We start from the raw sequence: 16,473 nt of genomic DNA, 5'->3' as shown, positions 1-16,473 counted from the left end.
TGCATCCTTTCTATCTAATGGCACGGCTCACGAAGTTATGGCGTGCTTTTCTTTATAATAATGTCTGTGACACCTTCTTTAATATTTATGCATATTGCATTATAAATCTATATCTGCAAATTGTCACTATGCCAGCTGTTTTCTGAAATCGTCCTTAAGCTCCGTAAGAACGCTGTCCACTCGTCTGTCATAGTCGGAAATATTTCCATGAAGCTTATTATACACCGCCTTCTGGACTTTATTATATATGGTCATCTCTGCCACATCATCCTTGCAGTCAGCGATCTCCATCATAACATCATCGAAGAAGCTCTCCGGCATACCATGTCTCTTGATCTCCCTCTTTAATGTGGCAGAATCCACAGTAACGGCTGTCACATAAAGATACTCTATCAGTGACTCCTCATTGTGGTTAAGCTTATATGCCTTAAGGAAGCACTGTCTCGCCTCCTCCCTCTGGAGATTTCCGGACAACACCACAGCCTTGTTGTGATATACATTTCCGAGGAACACCTCCGTGCCCTGGGACTCAGGAAAATTCTTTATTATCTCATCATACATAGCTCCAGCCTTTATATAATGCTTATAACGGCAGTAGCCGTCAGCCTTTACCTTTAAAAGCTCGTACTTTGAATATCCCCTTATCTTCTGGCACTCCTTCATGAAGGCACGTATCTCGTCTGTTCCATAATAATTGCCGGCGGTGATTATTTCAATAAGAATATCCTGGGTAAATGCTTCTTTCTCCATGAGACTTTCAAGCCTTCCCGCAAGCTCCGGCATATCCAGTTCCTTCCTTATCCACATGGCAAGCCGTTCCGTTACATCATCCCTGCCGATCAGCACCATGTTGTTGTATATATAGTAACACAGCTCTTCATAGGAATAGACCGACACCTTAGTGTTTAGGAACATATAAGGATCATCTGCAGTTTTAGTCTTGCATACTATTATCTTCCCCATGCAAATCGAATTCCTTCCTGTATATCTTGTTCGTGGTAGGATAGAGCATACCAAAGCCCTCATCCCTTATTATCATGGCTCCGCTTTCGCTGTCATAAAACTCCACCTCAAGTGATATCTTTGTAGTCTTCGGCGGTCTCTTAGGCAGGCCTGCAATCTGCATACTCTGGACCGTCTTATCTCCTGTCAGCATATTTCTGAATACTATATCAAGTCTGTCTGTATCGTCTAAGAAAATGCTGATCTTATTTCTTGTATTGAACCATTCCCTGCCTGCTTCCGAGATGATATACAGGGAATTGGCATTGTCCATAAGGTTGATACCCACGTCATACATCACTACCGTATCTGAACAGATGATGTAATTGTCCAGCACATCTCTCTTCTCATGTACTGCAAATGCTCTGTAGCAGGCGCCCTTCACGTACATGTTCTGTCCGGCAAATACTCTTCTGCCCTGGCACAGGAAATTGGTGGATCTCTCCATCCAGTCACCATCAAAGCCCACACCTGTAAGGTATACAGAAGAAATGTTCTCCAGTGTGACAGTCTCCTTAACCACCTCTAAAAAGAGATCGTCAAGATCCTCCTTGTCAGCAGCCTGACCATCCCCGGACATCTTGTCTGAGAAATCAGCCTCGCTTATCTCTATCCTGTACGGAGATCTGTTTCTCTGCTGGCTTAAGCTATAGTAGAACAGTCCTTTTTTACTGTAGTCAAATAATGCCACGCTGTTGTTTCTAAGTACCTCAGGCTGATGGAATATATAATACACAGCACTTCTCTCGTGTCCCTGTATCTCAAACTGTTCCTCATCAAGCTTAAGTTCTATCCTCAGTTTCCTTAAAGCATCTATTATATAAGGATCTGTGTCTGCAACTGTGACCACCAGCTTCTCAATGGTATATTCATCAAAGCTCTTTAGGAACTCCTCCAGATGGAGCCTTGCCATCTTGACAAATAAATCCCTGGCTCTGTATTTCTTGTCATTTATCCATACATCGTCATTCAACATGACGCGGTTGTATATATCATCCACCAGCATACCTGAGCCGTCTATACCCCGTCTCACCGCCTGGCTTCCCACATACCATTTCCTGTCGGCCTCCCCCTCTGTCTGTTCGGTCTTTGTTGCCACATACAGGGTATTAGGCAGGAGGTAGGAAGCTTCATCTGCAGTATCACTTACAGATTCAGGTTCTCTCTTCTGTATATTGTAATAACTAAGCTGTGTATGATCCGGCTCTATATCCATGCCGAGATACAATGAAAATTCCGCCATTTATCTATCTCCTGCAAATTTCTGTTTGCTAAAATATCTGTACCATGCTACCCTTATGGTCTCGTGACATTGCCTACAATATGATCAGGTTCTCCTCGAAGAAATGTATATTGTTAAGATATGTCTCCATGGCCTCCATAAGGGCCTGGTCATCTCTTGTTTCCTGACTTATGAGCATGTGGTTTATAAGCTCAAATCTGTTGCTGCTTCCCTTGTCGAGTGGCTTATTCTTCAATGCTTCACTCTCCACTATGGAGCTTCTGCCGCTCTCATCACAATCTATTGAATATACGAGATTTTCCCCATGGAATACAACCACTTCCTTAACATACACTCCCGGTATTATCTCGTTCATCCTTTCGGATTTGTACTTCGCCATATTAACGCTTTCATTTCCGAAGCTGTAGCTGATCCATACCGACATGTCCTTCTCACCCTTGAATATTATATAGGTCTTGAAGTCTGTGTCTCCCGGCAGCGTTACGAAGCTTACAAAGGCACGGAAAAACGGGAGTATCTTTCCCGCACTCACAAATGCCTTCACATTCTTTCTGATCCATTCCTTCTGCTCCCTGTTGTAATGTCCTCCGCAATTGCTGAAGAAATACAGCAGTGCCATTCTGGATATCTCGTCTGTAATGTTCATTTTCTCTATCTCACAGTACAGGCACTCCATGACATTCGCAGGAATCTTCTGTTCCTTTATAAGGTACTGGTGGGCACAATATCTGAGGAAGGCCTTTATGACCATGCCTCTGCTCCTGCCCTTGTAGTACACATCAAATATATCATATATGGATTCCGTATATCCATTTGCGAACATACTCTGGGCAAGGATATTCTCTGCCAGCATATCTATATCTCTGTAGGTATTGCTTACGCTCTTGAAGAGATCTGCCATGTCCGTGGTGGAACCGTTGAAGTTGTTTCCAAGGAAAGAAAGAATGTTCTTCGTTGCGTAGCCTCTCTTGTAGAGATATACGCACATGGATATCAGCTCCCTGGTATCCTCGTACTTCTTGCTGCCTATGCCATACTCCGCAAGCTTCACCAACGGCTCCACTGCCACATCCATATAGCCGAACCTCATCACCATGTCAAATGCCATGTCCATAAGGTCAAGCTCTACCATATACTCTGTAAGCTCTGTGGCGTCATAAGGCTTAACATAGTCAAGATCCAGCTTAAGCATGTATTTCGCCAGTATCTCACCATCATAATTCTCATGATAGTAGCTGATCATCTGTCTTACAGCCTGCTGCTTGATCTTGTCTGAAAGCTCAGGACAGGCAATTATGTCTCTGGCAATATTTATATGTTCTGAATCCTTATTATCAAAGCTGTCAATGTTGTTGTATGCACATAACAGATATCTGTAATCCTTGAAATTATATTCCTTGCAGATATCCATATAGCTCTTCTCATCCACGATCCTCTCAAGCCTGTATCCCACAGATCCGGCATACCTGCCTCCCCTGCCGTCAAGGAGTGTGAGCACCACATCCTTTGATACAATCTCCACATAGGCTTCACCGTTTTTAACATTTACCACCTGGGCATCCTTAAGTTCCCCATGGCTTACGATCACTGTCTTTATGTTTTTATTCCTGCATACAAACTTTCTTCTGAATATTATATTTATCAGGGTCGGGGCAAATTCTTCGCTGACGGTCTCAGGCTCTAAGAACTCATCATAGATCACTGTGAGATCATCGCTCACCTCTCCCTTAACTATCATCTTCTCCATGAAGGCAGTCATGGATGGTGTATATTCATTATATACACTGCCATTTGCTTCCTTGTTCATGATTATGTTGGCGTAAAGGTATGCCAGTTCCTTCTCATCAAGGGTGTTCTTGTATAAGAAGTATCTGAGTATCGCCTCAGGTATAAGGTCATATCTGGACTTGTCCATGCTCTTAAGGAAGCACTCGTTAAGCCCGATATACTTAAGATTATCCTCTAAGGCCTTACTGTAATACTCATGATATGCCATGTCATACCTGTGATTTCTTATGAGGATACCACAGATTACATTAAGAGCCTCAGTGAACCTATGAACCTCATAAATCTCCTCAAGGAGCTTAAATGCATGTTCATCAAAAATCTTAAGTCTTCCACATGCCTTGATATACTCCATCAACACATCTTCGGAAATAAAGTCATGCCTCATGCCCCATCTTATGGCCGATATCTCAAGAAGCCCTGCCTGCTTGCACATAAGAGGCTGCTTGTTGAACATGTCACATATCTCAAAATATATAATGGGACTGTTGATTCCCATATCGTACAGAGTCTGTATGTCCTCATATAAAGTCCATTTGTCCTCTGTGTATCTTATATCTATAAAAAGAAGTATCCAGAAGTAAAACAATTTATCCCTGTTGCTTCTGAAACACTCTCTGGTCATAGCTGCAGTCTCTTTAATGACAGTTTCATCCCTGGTAACCAGTGCCTTAAGGTAGCTGTAATAGCACCTCTCCATATCTCCATCTTTTCTCTCGGGATTTTCACTGTCTATCCTCTCAAACTCATGCTTTGCATACTCGATCCTTCCCTCAAGGATGTTCATATGGAGCAGCCCCAGCCTGTATAACTTCATCTCGGGTCTGAACTTGAGAAGTTCAACAAGACATATCTTGGTGGTATCTATGTACTTAGACAAATCTATCCTGTCAGTCCTGAAATCTATATATGCCCTGACTATTGCCTCTTCATCCCTCTTCACAATCAGGTTCATCTCTCTGACCTTCGGAGCAATCTTCTCTGTATCCGGAAGCTTTATTCCTATCTTGATACAGATGGTCTGATACGGATTCTCAACGTAGATATTGCCGGTATTTACTCCGTCCTTGATCCTGTCAGGGTTAATAAGGAATGTGAGCTTACAGTTATTGCCTGTGAAGCTGTCACGATCGATCTCCTTCATCTCCGGCATAAGGAAATCACAGTCGCTCCTTACGGCAGCCTTCACATATCCCCAGGTATTCTTGCTTATATTGATACTGGCTCTCACAAGCTCAGTTGGCATTTCGATAAGGATCTCCTTCTCTGCCGCCTGCAGTGTAAGTGCCCTCTTCTTATGGGTGTACACAAGGAAATCTTCCATAGCCTGTTCCATGTTCACACATTTTCTCAGGCTGTGGTATGCCCTTGCCTCCATGTCCTTGTCCTTTAAGAACACTCTCTTGAAGTCATCATCAAGGAACACCGTAAGGGCTTCGCCCGGTGCCTCCTCTGCAAATGCAGCAAATTGGAACAGATCCTTTATCTTCTTATCTCCCACGGTGATCATCGGTTCAACCACCTCAATGTTATAAGGTATCCTGAACTCACCGCCGTCTGAGACCACATTTATATTACCCACAAATGTCTTTCCCGGTTCAATATTTTCCGCATTAAAAGAAAAGGCAATCTCATTCTTCCTGCCCACAAAGGTATGACTCTTGAAATCTATAAGGTATCTGCTGTCAAATACCATAAGCTTTATATTCATGTCATTTGCAGATTTAATTGTGAATGAACCCCTGTACAGGGTTCCCGTCTCTACCTCAAGAGCCAGTCTTGCCACGGATATCTCTACCTCAGGTCTCTTGACCTCGAACTCGCCCCTGGCATATTCTTCTACAATCGCCTTCATATCAAAATCTCCTGAACCAACATGTCACCCCGTTTTTTAATATCGGCAGTCGCCCAATGCAGACATGCAGACATGTTGCACTTTTTCCGTTGCCATTACATTAAAACAGGTCTTAGACTTGTTTTTAGACCTTATAATCTGTATAATTACATACAGACGTATAAAGTGATTATAACAAAAGAAGGTAATTTTTTAAACATTATAATTAGAAATGTATCAACTTTTCTCACATGAAGATGCGATACATTGCAGAAAGAGGGTTTTTTATGGTTAAGGGTACGCCAAATCTGTCTACAGAAAATCTCATTGCGAGCTATGAGACCGTGAGATACGATCTGAACATGAATCCTTTGGGGATTCCGGATTCTGTGAAGAATGTTGTAAGTGCTCATATTGACGCACTGTCTGAATACCCCGACAACAATTACACGGAGCTTAAGGACAGCATTTCTTCTTATGTGGGTGCTCCTGCCGGAAATATTATCATCGGCAGCAGTTCCTATGAATTTATCAAGCTGCTTATTGAATTCAATTCGCCTAGGAAAGCATTGCTCATCACTCCCGGTTCTCACAATTATGAGAAGCTGCTTAAGCTAAACGGCTGTGAGATAATTTACTACGAAACCAAGGCAGAGGACGACTTCGTCCTTGATATCGCCGACCTTATATCTAACTTAAGCGAAGAGCTTGATATGGTCTTCATCTCCAATCCAAACGGAACCACATCAAAGCTTATTGACAGGGAATCAATGAACTTCATTTGCAAGATCTGCACCGGAAATGATATCTTCCTGGTGGTTGACGAGGAATACATGGACTTCTGTGCCAACTGGCAGAATGAGACAGCCGTCCCACTGACAAATGAATACGACAACATGATCATCCTGAGAAATACTACCAAGTTCTTTGCTGTGCCGGGGCTCCGCCTTGCATATGCCATAACTTCAAATGCGGTATTCAAGAAAACTCTGGAGATCGCAGGATTTCCTTATTCCATCAACAGATTTGCCGAGTTAGCCGGAATTGATATGTTCAAGGACGCTTCCTACATATCCCGTTCTGCAGAAGTAATAACCACTGAGCGTAACCTTGTGTGCTCTGCTCTCTCTGCAAGAAAATCCATCAGGCTCATAAGGCCTGCGGCGAACTTTATGCTTGTGGAGCTGTTGAAGCCGGACATCACTGCCGCAGATGTGGTAAGCCACTGTGCGAACCGGGGATTATACATACGAAGCTGCGCCGACATGGCCGGCCTTGGCAACAAGTACATCCGCTTCTGCTTCATGAATCCTAAGCAGAATGACCTTCTGGTAAATACAATCCTTGAGATTGTGTAAAGTAGAGCAGCAACCATTAGAAATTGCCTACGGCAAGGGTTGCTGCAGCGTAACGATGTCACGGACATCATTACAATAAATAAAAAAAAAAAAAAAAACGAAATCGTTTTACGAGTCGTGCAAATAAGAAAGGGGTAAATAACATGCAATTCGAACCAATCAAAGTTACATCATCTTATAACAATTCATTAGACATCAAGGTTGTAAATGGCCATTTCGCCACCAACCACTCACACATCAATCAGTACATTGATATGACAACCATCAAGGTCAGAAGAAAGATGGCTCTGGCTGCTGCCCGTGCAATGGCAACAGAATATATTTCATCTACAATAGTTGATACTATTGTATGTATGGATGGCACAGAGGTCATCGGTGCTTATCTTGCAGACGCACTTACTGCAAATGGTATCGTGTCAATGAACCAGCACCAGACCATATACATTGTAACTCCTGAGGTTCACAGCTCAGGTCAGCTCATCTTCCGTGACAACCTCCAGCCTATGATCAAGGGCAAGAATGTTCTTCTTCTCCTTGCTTCAGCCACAACAGGTAAAACTATCAAGAAGAGCCTTGAGTGTATTGAGTATTACGGCGGTACTATTTCAGGCATTTCAGCGATATTCTCAGCTACAGCAGAAGTAGACGGTTATCCTGTTCATTCACTGTTCAACTCAAAGGATCTTCCTGATTACAAGACATACCCTCATGAGGAGTGTCCTATGTGTAAGGCAGGCCAGAAGATCGAGGCTATTGTTAACAGTTATGGATATTCTGTGCTGTAAGACTGTCAGGTAATCCAGGTAGTAAACAATCATGACGACAAACAGGGAGATATAGCCCTGGTGACACGTATTCACTATGGTCACTGCGGGTTATATCTCCCTGCTTGTCTGTATACGTTTTACGCATATCTTCTATTTACTTGTGAGCATTCTTAGCCTTGGTCTTGTATATTGCTTTCTGGAATGCAATTACATTATCCACGCCGTAGAGCTTTACCTTTAAAGCTATTTGACCACCTGCATATTCAACAAAGAGGTACTTATTCTTTGTGATGAAAAATCCAATGATATATGCCAGTGGTATCATTATTGCCAATGCCAATACCACACCACTCATACTCTTAGGGACTGCTGATCTGATGATGAGTCCGATTATGAATATCACCACCGCGCTGATCAAAAAACCAACACGGCTTGTATTCGCAATCTTGGTTCCTGTAATATCATCTACATTCACACATTCTCTTGAAGCAGAAGTATCAATAATCCCCTTTTTGTGATTGTAATACAATCTCTTATCCGACAGCACTACCTGATCTTTCTTAACACCCTGACCTGTCACCATATTCTTGACATAGCTGTTATCAAGTGTAGCAACTACGCTCTCTGTCTCCTCAACAAATACATCCTTGAAGACATCCTTTGATGGCTGTGTGCCTGAATATCCGCCATCCTGTGTTGTGCTGTTGTTATACGCCGCTCCGGTATATGATGTGTTCTGATATCCGTAGCCCTGATAATCGCCGGCGGCGTATCCAGTATTTGCATATCCAGTATTCTGATACTGGCTGTTCTGATACATTGTATTCGGTGTCGGTATAGAACCATATGTACCGGATACTCCCTGTCCGTTTGTATTGTTTGAATTGTTAATGTCGTTAGTACTCATTTCTTTCATCCTCCCATAACTTGTTTATCAACTTTTTCTTGATTATACGGTTATGGGGTGGTGGGAAATTTGCACTTTTTAGAGTACTCAAAAAAGGTTCATGCAAAACAATTTATTTCAGTCGCACATAATAAGTATTTTTTCCTGACCCCCCTCAACAATTTTCCCTTAAAAATTATACATAATTAAGGCATAAATTATGCAAGCATATTGCACCTGCCTCGCTGCCATAGCAAAAAATACAGGCAAACCATCAGTCTCACTCACCGATGTTTACCTGTACTTTTTATTCCCTATATTATTGATTATCAGCTACTAATGCTTATTCTTAGTATTTCCTCATCTGCATTTTCCTTCTCACAATGGCAGCGACTATCAACACTACCACTGCCCCTGCAAATATCCATATGCCTACAGGCACATCCTTGATATTGTAGCAACGCACATCGATCCACATCTGGTTGATGTTGGCGGCGGCGTCATCATCGAAGCACAGCATGATGGCACTGTGGGAGATATCCTCCGCCGAAGGATACTGGGCTGTGAGCTGCCTGTTCATCTGCTCCATAGGTGCAGTCACGATGTAATCCTCGGAATTTTCATCACCTGCGAAGAAGTAGCCGAGATTATAGTCAAATGTATCCTCCTCGTCTTCCTCTGCACCGAAATTGTAATCCACATAATCAATTATTGTATCGTCATCCCCACCGGATATTACTGAGGTGTAACCGATGTAGTACATGTTCCTCACTGCATTGTCAGGTCTTGACACATAATTGACAAATGCCTCAGCCGCCTGCTGCTTTCTTGGATCCTCAGAAATTCCTGATTTAAGCATTACCCAGCCATCAAACCAGAGATTTGTACACTCCTCAGGTATTGCGAAGTCAAGGCTTACACCGTCCTCCTCTGCCTGATCCATGGCATATACTGCATCTCCTGACCACTGGTAATTGGCAACGATCTTTCCTGACACAATATCAGCCTTACCGCTGTCCGTCTCAAATGCATACACATTATCCCTTACATCCTGAAGAAGATTTCCCACATCATCAATAGTATCCTCGCTTACATCGTTCATTTCCTCGAGAAGTCTGTTACTATAATCAGATGCATTTACAAATTCATCACTTGTAAGAAGATCATGCTTATAAACACCAAGGGCTGCGAAATATGTGTCTCTTACATTATCCTTAACCGTAACCTGACGGCTGAACTTTGGATTATTTATGATTGCCCATGTGGACGCCTCATCATATGAAACGTATTCAGGATTATAAAGTATTCCTGTAAGTCCCCACATGTAACCGGCAGCATATTTGCTCCAGCTTTCGCCATTTATCTCGTTCTCGTCAAATACATTTCTGATATAAGGAGACACTCCCTTAACATAGTAATTGTCTTCCTTGCTTTCATCAAAGAACTCATCTGAGAAAGGCACTACCGCCTCCTCCTTCATGAGCTTCATTATAAGATAATCAGAAGGACATACAAGATCATACTTGTCACCAAGGGTAAGCATACTGTATAGTTCCTCATTTGTACCGAAGCAGGAGTACTCCACCTTAACCTTCACGCCGTAGTTCTCATAATACCAGTCCTCAAATTCCTGATATATGGGTCTGTCGCCATATATGGTCTGACCATTCTCAAGCTCCATTGCCTCGTCTTCGTCCCAGCCGCCAAGGTCGATATACTCTTCCCAGTTGCAGACCCTGAGGGTTACAACATCATCACCTTTTCCGGCAGCATTACCATCGGAAGCTGTATTTCCAGCCTTATCACCATCTTTATTATCTGCCGAAACAGAACCTTCTGCCGGGTCAGCCTCATCATTTATATTCCGACCTTTCCCATCGGAAACCACATTTGTTACATTACCGGTTTCCGGTGCTTTGGCATATACCGGAAGGCTTGCTCCAAGCATGACTGCGGCAAGAGTAACTGCCGTGGCTCTTCTCACATATGATCCGATACTGCCTCTGTTTTTTTCGGAAATCTGTGAAAGGATCCTGCCACATTTATTTCCGGTTATCAATGTATGTCTGTTATTGATCTCACTTTTTCTCATTATTTTGCCGCCCCCTTTTCCAGTCTCTGCCTACGTACCTTCTGTGGGTGGGCATTTTCTTTATTTTTGTCGCCGTTCCTGCCTGCTATGTTCATGATAACTACCACAATTATAACTATCAGGAAGATCACTGTGGACAGTGCCCAGAGGGCTGTCTTAGTCTCTGTCTGGGATCCCTTGGTGGCATTTACAACATAAGTGCTTATGGTGTCAAATGTGGCAGGCTTAGTGTAGGTTGCTATGAAATAATCATCCAATGACAAAGTTATTGCAAGGGCAAATCCCGACACGATACCAGGCACGATCTGTGGAAGCACAACCTTAAACAATGCGTATGCCGGTGAAGCTCCAAGATCCAGGGCTGCCTCATAGAGGCTGCTGTCCATCTGCTTAAGCTTCGGTACTACTGAGAGATACACAAATGGTGCAGACAGCACTACATGTCCGATAACAAGAGGAACAAAGCTCTCCTTATTCATTCCGCACACAACGATAAGAAGTATGCAGATCGAGAAGCCTGTTACAACGTCCGCATTTACAACAGGAATCTGGTTCATGGCACCGATAGCTCCTGCTGAGATTTTCTTTGAATAATACGCTCCTACGGCACCTATGGTTCCAAGTATTGTGGCAATTACCGCTGATCCCACTGCCAGAAGTACCGTTCCGATTATCATGGATCTAAGCTCTGCCTTTGTGAACAAGGTCACATAGTTATCCATGGAAAATCCATGGATGGTACCAATATTTGCTGAAGTAGTAAAGCTGTACACAGCCAGCACCAGTATAGGTGTGTAGAGTAACAGCAGCATTATGATTATAAATATTGTTCCGCCAAATCTCTTCATTATAACAACGCACCTCCTCTGTTCTTGGCGTCATCATCCTCAAATCTGTTGGTACACAATGTGAAGATAAGTATGATCACCAGAAGTATAAGGGCTATCATTGATCCGCCATGCCAGTTATAAGCTGAGAAATAGCTTCCGATAAGACTACCCATGATGTATGTGCTGTTATAAAGCATGTCAAGAACAACATAGTTGGTCATTGACGGAAGGAATACCATTACAACTCCGCTTATTATGCCCGGTATGGTAAGGGGAAGCGTAACCTTGAAGAAGGTCTGGACTGCATTTGCCCCAAGATCATTGGCCGCCTCCAGGAGGCTGTTATCAAGCTTAAGCATTGTTGTGTACAATGGCAGTATCATGAAGGGAAGGAAATCGTAGGTCATACCGATCACGGAATTTAAAAAAGGATGGTATGCCAGATTGCCCTCTATCATTGTTAATATTTCCTTTAAGGCTGTTATCCTCAAGGTGAAATTTATCCACATAGGAAGGACAAATATCATGACGATAACACCCTTTTTCTTGAGATTACTCTTCGCAAGTATGTATCCGATGGGATACGCCAGAAGCAGACACACGCAGGTGGTGACAACCGCCAGAGCGAAGCTGTAGCAAAGAGTTCCAAGGGTATTGGGATTTGTGAAAAATCCTGTAAAATTGGCAAGAGTAAACTGTCCCTCACCATTTGTAAATGCATAATATATAATTACAAACAGTGGTGCTACCACAAAGCAGATAAGAAATAATGCATAGGGTATTCCAAGCTGTTTTCTTGAAAAACGTAATCCTTTCATGGCTTCCTCCGCTTTATTTCTTTATTGAATATTTAATCTTGTCCTGTGGTATCATAAGGCTGACTCTGTCGTCCATGTTCCAGAGGTCCTCATCATCAACAATGAAGTCCTCCTCGTCATCTGTCCTTACAACATAGCTGTAGTGATCTCCCTTGTAGATAAGGTTGATGATATGTCCGTTTACAATACCGGCATCCTCTTCGTCGCTCATCTCGATATCCTCAGGAAGAACCGAAAGGATTATCTTAAGCTTGTCCGGATCTATTTCGTTTCCGCTGGCATCCACAAGCACATTATCCACAAGCTTTGAGCCTGCTAACACATCTGTTATATTGAAATCCAGCTCGCCGTCAAATATATCAAGCTCATATGACTTGTTAAGCCCTGCCTCAATGTGGTTCATGGCTGTCTCTGATACCATGATATGGATTCCGTCGGGCTCTATATTAAGGCCTACTTCCTCTCCTGTTTTGGCTGACTTGGTTGACTGGATAACTATCTCATTCTTTCCTGACTGGACAGTGATTTCGTAATGTATTCCCTTGAATATCACTGATGTGACAACACCCTTTATGGCACCCTTATCAGGTGTTGTTATCACAACGTCCTCAGGTCTTACAACTGCGTCTATCTTAGTTCCTTCTGCAACATCATCAAGACACTCAAATTCCGCACCGCAGAAACGCACCCTGAGCTTGCCTGTCATTATTCCGTTGAAGATATTGCTATCGCCGATAAAGTCTGCTACAAATGCATTCTTCGGCTCATTATATATATCCTCGGGAGTTCCGATCTGCTGTATCTTACCCTCTGACATAACTACGATCTTGTCGGACATGGTAAGGGCTTCCTCCTGGTCATGGGTTACATAGATAAATGTAATACCTAGCTTCTCGTGCATATTCTTAAGCTCAAGCTGCATCTCTTTTCTCATCTTAAGATCAAGGGCACCAAGAGGCTCGTCAAGAAGAAGTATCTCCGGCTCATTTACCAGGGCACGGGCTATGGCTATACGCTGCTGCTGTCCACCTGACAGAGTTGAAACCTTACGTTTCTCAAATCCCTCAAGGTCAACCATTTCCAGTACTCGCTTAACCTTTTTTACGATTTCCTGGTTAGGAAGCTTCTTAAGCTTCAAACCGAATGCAATGTTGTCGAAAATATTCAGGTGTGGGAAAAGGGCATACCTCTGAAAGACCGTATTTATAGGTCTCTTGTTTGGTGGCAGCTTGCTTATCTCTCTGCCGTCTAATAAAATTTCACCTGATGTTGGGATTTCAAACCCTGCGATCATTCTGAGTGTTGTGGTCTTACCACATCCCGAAGGGCCTAAGAAGGTTACGAATTCACCTTTTTTTACTTCCAGGTTGAATCCGTCAACCGCTGCGAATCCATCTTCAAATACTCGTGAGATGTTCCTCAGCTCAATGATGTTGTTGGAATTGTTTTTTTCCATTTTTTTATTTCCTCCTCTTTAGAACATCAGCCTTTATGGTCTGCAATTAGCCGACTCTGCTGACGCCATATGTCAGGATCTTTTGTAATTCTGACATATATGATATGACTCTTCATCAGCCCGGGGAGCAAATAACGGAGAATTTTATCTGTGCTTCTCCTTGCACCTGTTGCTTTATAATACTCGGCAGACAGGGAAACATGCAATAACCCTGCTCCATCATCCAACAGATACTATGGGGGGGAAATCAAATACTTTACTGATATATTTGAAGAAAAACCCCAGTTTATAGCCAAACTGATGACATGACAGTCGGTTAGTACCTTGCCAGTCCATATCTGGGCAGATCCGCAGTTTTCTCTGCAGATGTGTCGCCATCCCTGTCAAGTAGAGTACGGAAACAGACTTCCGTCTCATCCCTCCTGTCACAAGTTGATCTGCCCATTGGACAAATCTCCTTATTCTAACATAAAATTCCCATTTATTGAAGAATTATTTCAATAAATGGGAATTAAATATGTCTGACTATATGGTTTTAAATATTGGGGTATGTGGTACTCTTACTGAACTCACTGAAATAGTCATCGTACTTGCCCTTAAGCCTGTCCATCTCATCCTGATATTTAAAGGCTTCCACACTGTCAAGCTTATGTTTGAAGCCCTGATATTCAAGAAATCTATAAGCGATCATATAAGTAACCCGATTAAATGAAGCAAAGTACTTCTCATTTATCGTCTTAATCTTCTCATCCAATGACATATCACCGAGTGAATCGCTGTAATTAAAAATCTCCTGGAATGTGGAGGTTACTATCCTGTGCTGTTCCTCAAAATCAGGAGACACATCCTGGATACTCAAGACATACAGATATGCACGAAGCCATCTGGTATCCGACTCCAACCACTCATATACATTCTCGTATTTCTGGTTCATGGCAGTAAGCTCTGTCTTCCAGCCGGCGGACATATAAGAGGCATCAACTATACACAGAACCTGATTGTCTGTAAGATTAAGACCATACTCTTCATTGAACTTATTCACAACCCGCCTTCTCTTACCGGCATTTCTTGACACAGGCTTTAAAGGCTTGCCATCACGACCATACTCTACCCTTTTCTCATATCCACCCATTGTGCCTTCCGGCACTGTATTTCTCCTGGGATCCCACCTGTTGTCATTAGTCTGCCATCCGTAGTCCTTTGCTCTTTTATTATGTGTTCCACCCTTAAGTGCTTTTATGATTATGTATGACATTATTCCAAGTGTAACAAGTACCGAAAATCCATCATTTACAGTAAACGATAATATCATCAATGCAATTATAGGAAATGCCGACACCTTTGCCACATCACTCTTTCTTGTATCCTTCTTCCTGAGCAAATAAATTATTATCGCTATCGCCACAATATTCATATTATCTAATCTCCCTCACCCTGTACTTATTCTCTTGCCATCATATTTTCGTGCTGTCACACAGCCTTCGAATCGCCACTCCGAATATCATCCATTATAACACATTACCAATACCGGACATATATACATTATTCACCTGTTAATCCCTTTAATATGTACCAATCGACGCATTACCATTATACCTGGAACATATACTGGTTTCAATTAAAATCACATTAAAAAAGCAGGCGTGCCGTCTACCTCCACTCTGGTATATGGCACGCCTGCATAAAACTGATCATCTGGATTCATGATCAGCTGTTGGCATGTTCAAACCGATGTTCCTTGTAATGATGAGCATCTTCAAGCATCATATCCTTGACCTTCATAAGTCGTACCTGGGTACTTCTCTCATTTTCATCAAGCTTCATGCTTATATATTTTATACCTTCTTTTGTCTCCGGAATTATAACATGCTCCAGAGCGTTAACTCTACGTCTTGTCTTCTCTATTTCTGCGGCAAGAAGCTGACATGATTTCTCTATCTCAGCAAGCTTAAGCATATCCGGAAGGATATCCGACAAAGACTTCACCGCGTCATCCAGATCACCGGATGTAAATGCAAAACCGTAGGAATAAATATCGCTTTCGTCTGCACTCTTGGTCCTGTAATTAAATACCGGGATGTCAACGCTCATGACATTTCTGTCACTCACCTCAAGCTTAACCTCCTGCTTTGGAGCCATTAACGCAGTATGAAGAGTCTGCTCACTCATGCCTGCCTTGGCAATTACGAAGTTGGTATTCGCTGCTTTTATCCCTGCTTCAACCTTAAGTCTAAGCTCCATATTTTCTCTTGCCAGATCAAGGAACTGACGCATGAGCTCATCTCTTTTATCCTTTAATAGCTTATGTCCCCTTGAAGCTGTCACAAGTTTTTTCTTAAGTCTTGTAAGCTCCATTCGTGTAGGGTTCACAACTACATTTGCCATGCTTCTCCTCCTTTCCT

13 protein-coding genes are annotated in these 16,473 nt (G+C 42.6%); 2 read left to right on the top strand and 11 right to left on the bottom strand.

The annotated features are described in order from the left end of the window. Positions 1–126: 126 nt before the first annotated feature. The 3 genes from DXB54_RS03380 to DXB54_RS03370 all read right to left on the bottom strand — a co-directional run bounded on the left by DXB54_RS03380 (position 127) and on the right by DXB54_RS03370 (position 5,885). The gene (locus tag DXB54_RS03380; protein ID WP_021938884.1) at positions 127–963 is read right to left on the bottom strand and encodes a hypothetical protein; all 837 of its coding nucleotides are present in this window, start codon (positions 961–963) and stop codon (positions 127–129) included. Next, the gene (locus tag DXB54_RS03375) at positions 935–2,245 is read right to left on the bottom strand and encodes a DUF5716 family protein (RefSeq protein WP_021938885.1); all 1,311 of its coding nucleotides are present in this window, start codon (positions 2,243–2,245) and stop codon (positions 935–937) included. Before DXB54_RS03375 ends, DXB54_RS03380 begins: the two co-directional genes overlap by 29 nt. Positions 2,246–2,318: 73 nt before the next feature. Further along, positions 2,319–5,885, bottom strand: a complete 3,567-nt coding sequence (locus tag DXB54_RS03370; protein WP_118694242.1) for a DUF5717 family protein — start codon at positions 5,883–5,885, stop codon at positions 2,319–2,321. Between the two features lie 266 nt (positions 5,886–6,151). Here DXB54_RS03370 and DXB54_RS03365 point away from each other — a divergent pair, with 266 nt between their 5' ends. Continuing rightward, positions 6,152–7,222: a pyridoxal phosphate-dependent aminotransferase gene (locus DXB54_RS03365; protein ID WP_118694241.1), complete on the top strand. Its 1,071-nt coding sequence runs from the start codon at positions 6,152–6,154 to the stop codon at positions 7,220–7,222. Between the two features lie 143 nt (positions 7,223–7,365). After that, positions 7,366–8,007 (top strand): hypothetical protein, encoded by a 642-nt coding sequence (locus DXB54_RS03360; protein WP_021938888.1) that lies wholly within the window; start codon positions 7,366–7,368, stop codon positions 8,005–8,007. A gap of 136 nt (positions 8,008–8,143) precedes the next feature. Here the strand turns inward: DXB54_RS03360 and DXB54_RS03355 are convergent, their stop codons facing one another. The 8 genes from DXB54_RS03355 to DXB54_RS03325 form a co-directional block, all read right to left on the bottom strand. Beyond that, positions 8,144–8,896 carry a hypothetical protein gene (locus DXB54_RS03355; protein ID WP_118694240.1) on the bottom strand — a complete coding sequence of 251 codons (753 nt, stop codon included), beginning with the start codon at positions 8,894–8,896 and terminating at the stop codon, positions 8,144–8,146. A gap of 328 nt (positions 8,897–9,224) precedes the next feature. Further along, on the bottom strand, positions 9,225–10,967 hold the full coding sequence (locus tag DXB54_RS03350) for an extracellular solute-binding protein (protein WP_243104730.1): 1,743 nt from the start codon (positions 10,965–10,967) through the stop codon (positions 9,225–9,227). Beyond that, positions 10,967–11,815, bottom strand: a complete 849-nt coding sequence (locus DXB54_RS03345) for an ABC transporter permease (protein WP_118694239.1) — start codon at positions 11,813–11,815, stop codon at positions 10,967–10,969. Before DXB54_RS03345 ends, DXB54_RS03350 begins: the two co-directional genes overlap by 1 nt. Next, positions 11,815–12,615 carry an ABC transporter permease gene (locus DXB54_RS03340; protein ID WP_118694238.1) on the bottom strand — a complete coding sequence of 267 codons (801 nt, stop codon included), beginning with the start codon at positions 12,613–12,615 and terminating at the stop codon, positions 11,815–11,817. Before DXB54_RS03340 ends, DXB54_RS03345 begins: the two co-directional genes overlap by 1 nt. A 13-nt stretch (positions 12,616–12,628) precedes the next feature. Further along, the gene (potA, locus tag DXB54_RS03335; RefSeq protein WP_118694237.1) at positions 12,629–14,071 is read right to left on the bottom strand and encodes a polyamine ABC transporter ATP-binding protein; all 1,443 of its coding nucleotides are present in this window, start codon (positions 14,069–14,071) and stop codon (positions 12,629–12,631) included. 316 nt (positions 14,072–14,387) lie between these two features. Beyond that, positions 14,388–14,516, bottom strand: a complete 129-nt coding sequence (locus DXB54_RS12165) for a hypothetical protein (RefSeq protein WP_279220699.1) — start codon at positions 14,514–14,516, stop codon at positions 14,388–14,390. Positions 14,517–14,606: 90 nt separating this feature from the next. Beyond that, positions 14,607–15,485, bottom strand: a complete 879-nt coding sequence (locus tag DXB54_RS03330) for a hypothetical protein (protein WP_021938894.1) — start codon at positions 15,483–15,485, stop codon at positions 14,607–14,609. A gap of 293 nt (positions 15,486–15,778) precedes the next feature. Next, a complete protein-coding gene (locus DXB54_RS03325; protein ID WP_021938895.1) occupies positions 15,779–16,456 on the bottom strand; it encodes a V-type ATP synthase subunit D in 678 nt (225 codons plus the stop codon). Positions 16,457–16,473: the final 17 nt, after the last annotated feature.

It is taken from the genome of Coprococcus sp. OM04-5BH (assembly GCF_003482105.1).
Lineage (GTDB): Bacteria > Bacillota > Clostridia > Lachnospirales > Lachnospiraceae > Coprococcus.
The sequence above is the reverse complement of the archived record's forward strand: the minus strand, read 5'-3'. Positions and strand labels throughout refer to the sequence as shown.

Bases quoted from the DNA above. Each gene is read 5' to 3' on its own strand.
- DXB54_RS03375 (WP_021938885.1), bottom strand. From the start codon at position 2,245: ATGGCGGAATTTTCATTGTATCTCGGCATGGATATAGAGCCGGATCAT.
- DXB54_RS03345 (WP_118694239.1), bottom strand. From the start codon at position 11,815: ATGAAGAGATTTGGCGGAACAATATTTATAATCATAATGCTGCTGTTA.
- DXB54_RS03340 (WP_118694238.1), bottom strand. From the start codon at position 12,615: ATGAAAGGATTACGTTTTTCAAGAAAACAGCTTGGAATACCCTATGCA.
- potA (WP_118694237.1), bottom strand. From the start codon at position 14,071: ATGGAAAAAAACAATTCCAACAACATCATTGAGCTGAGGAACATCTCA.
- DXB54_RS03350 (WP_243104730.1), bottom strand. From the start codon at position 10,967: ATGAGAAAAAGTGAGATCAATAACAGACATACATTGATAACCGGAAAT.
- DXB54_RS12165 (WP_279220699.1), bottom strand. From the start codon at position 14,516: ATGGGCAGATCAACTTGTGACAGGAGGGATGAGACGGAAGTCTGTTTC.
- DXB54_RS03355 (WP_118694240.1), bottom strand. From the start codon at position 8,896: ATGAGTACTAACGACATTAACAATTCAAACAATACAAACGGACAGGGA.
- DXB54_RS03325 (WP_021938895.1), bottom strand. From the start codon at position 16,456: ATGGCAAATGTAGTTGTGAACCCTACACGAATGGAGCTTACAAGACTT.
- DXB54_RS03380 (WP_021938884.1), bottom strand. From the start codon at position 963: ATGGGGAAGATAATAGTATGCAAGACTAAAACTGCAGATGATCCTTAT.
- DXB54_RS03370 (WP_118694242.1), bottom strand. From the start codon at position 5,885: ATGAAGGCGATTGTAGAAGAATATGCCAGGGGCGAGTTCGAGGTCAAG.
- DXB54_RS03360 (WP_021938888.1), top strand. From the start codon at position 7,366: ATGCAATTCGAACCAATCAAAGTTACATCATCTTATAACAATTCATTA.
- DXB54_RS03365 (WP_118694241.1), top strand. From the start codon at position 6,152: ATGGTTAAGGGTACGCCAAATCTGTCTACAGAAAATCTCATTGCGAGC.
- DXB54_RS03330 (WP_021938894.1), bottom strand. From the start codon at position 15,485: ATGAATATTGTGGCGATAGCGATAATAATTTATTTGCTCAGGAAGAAG.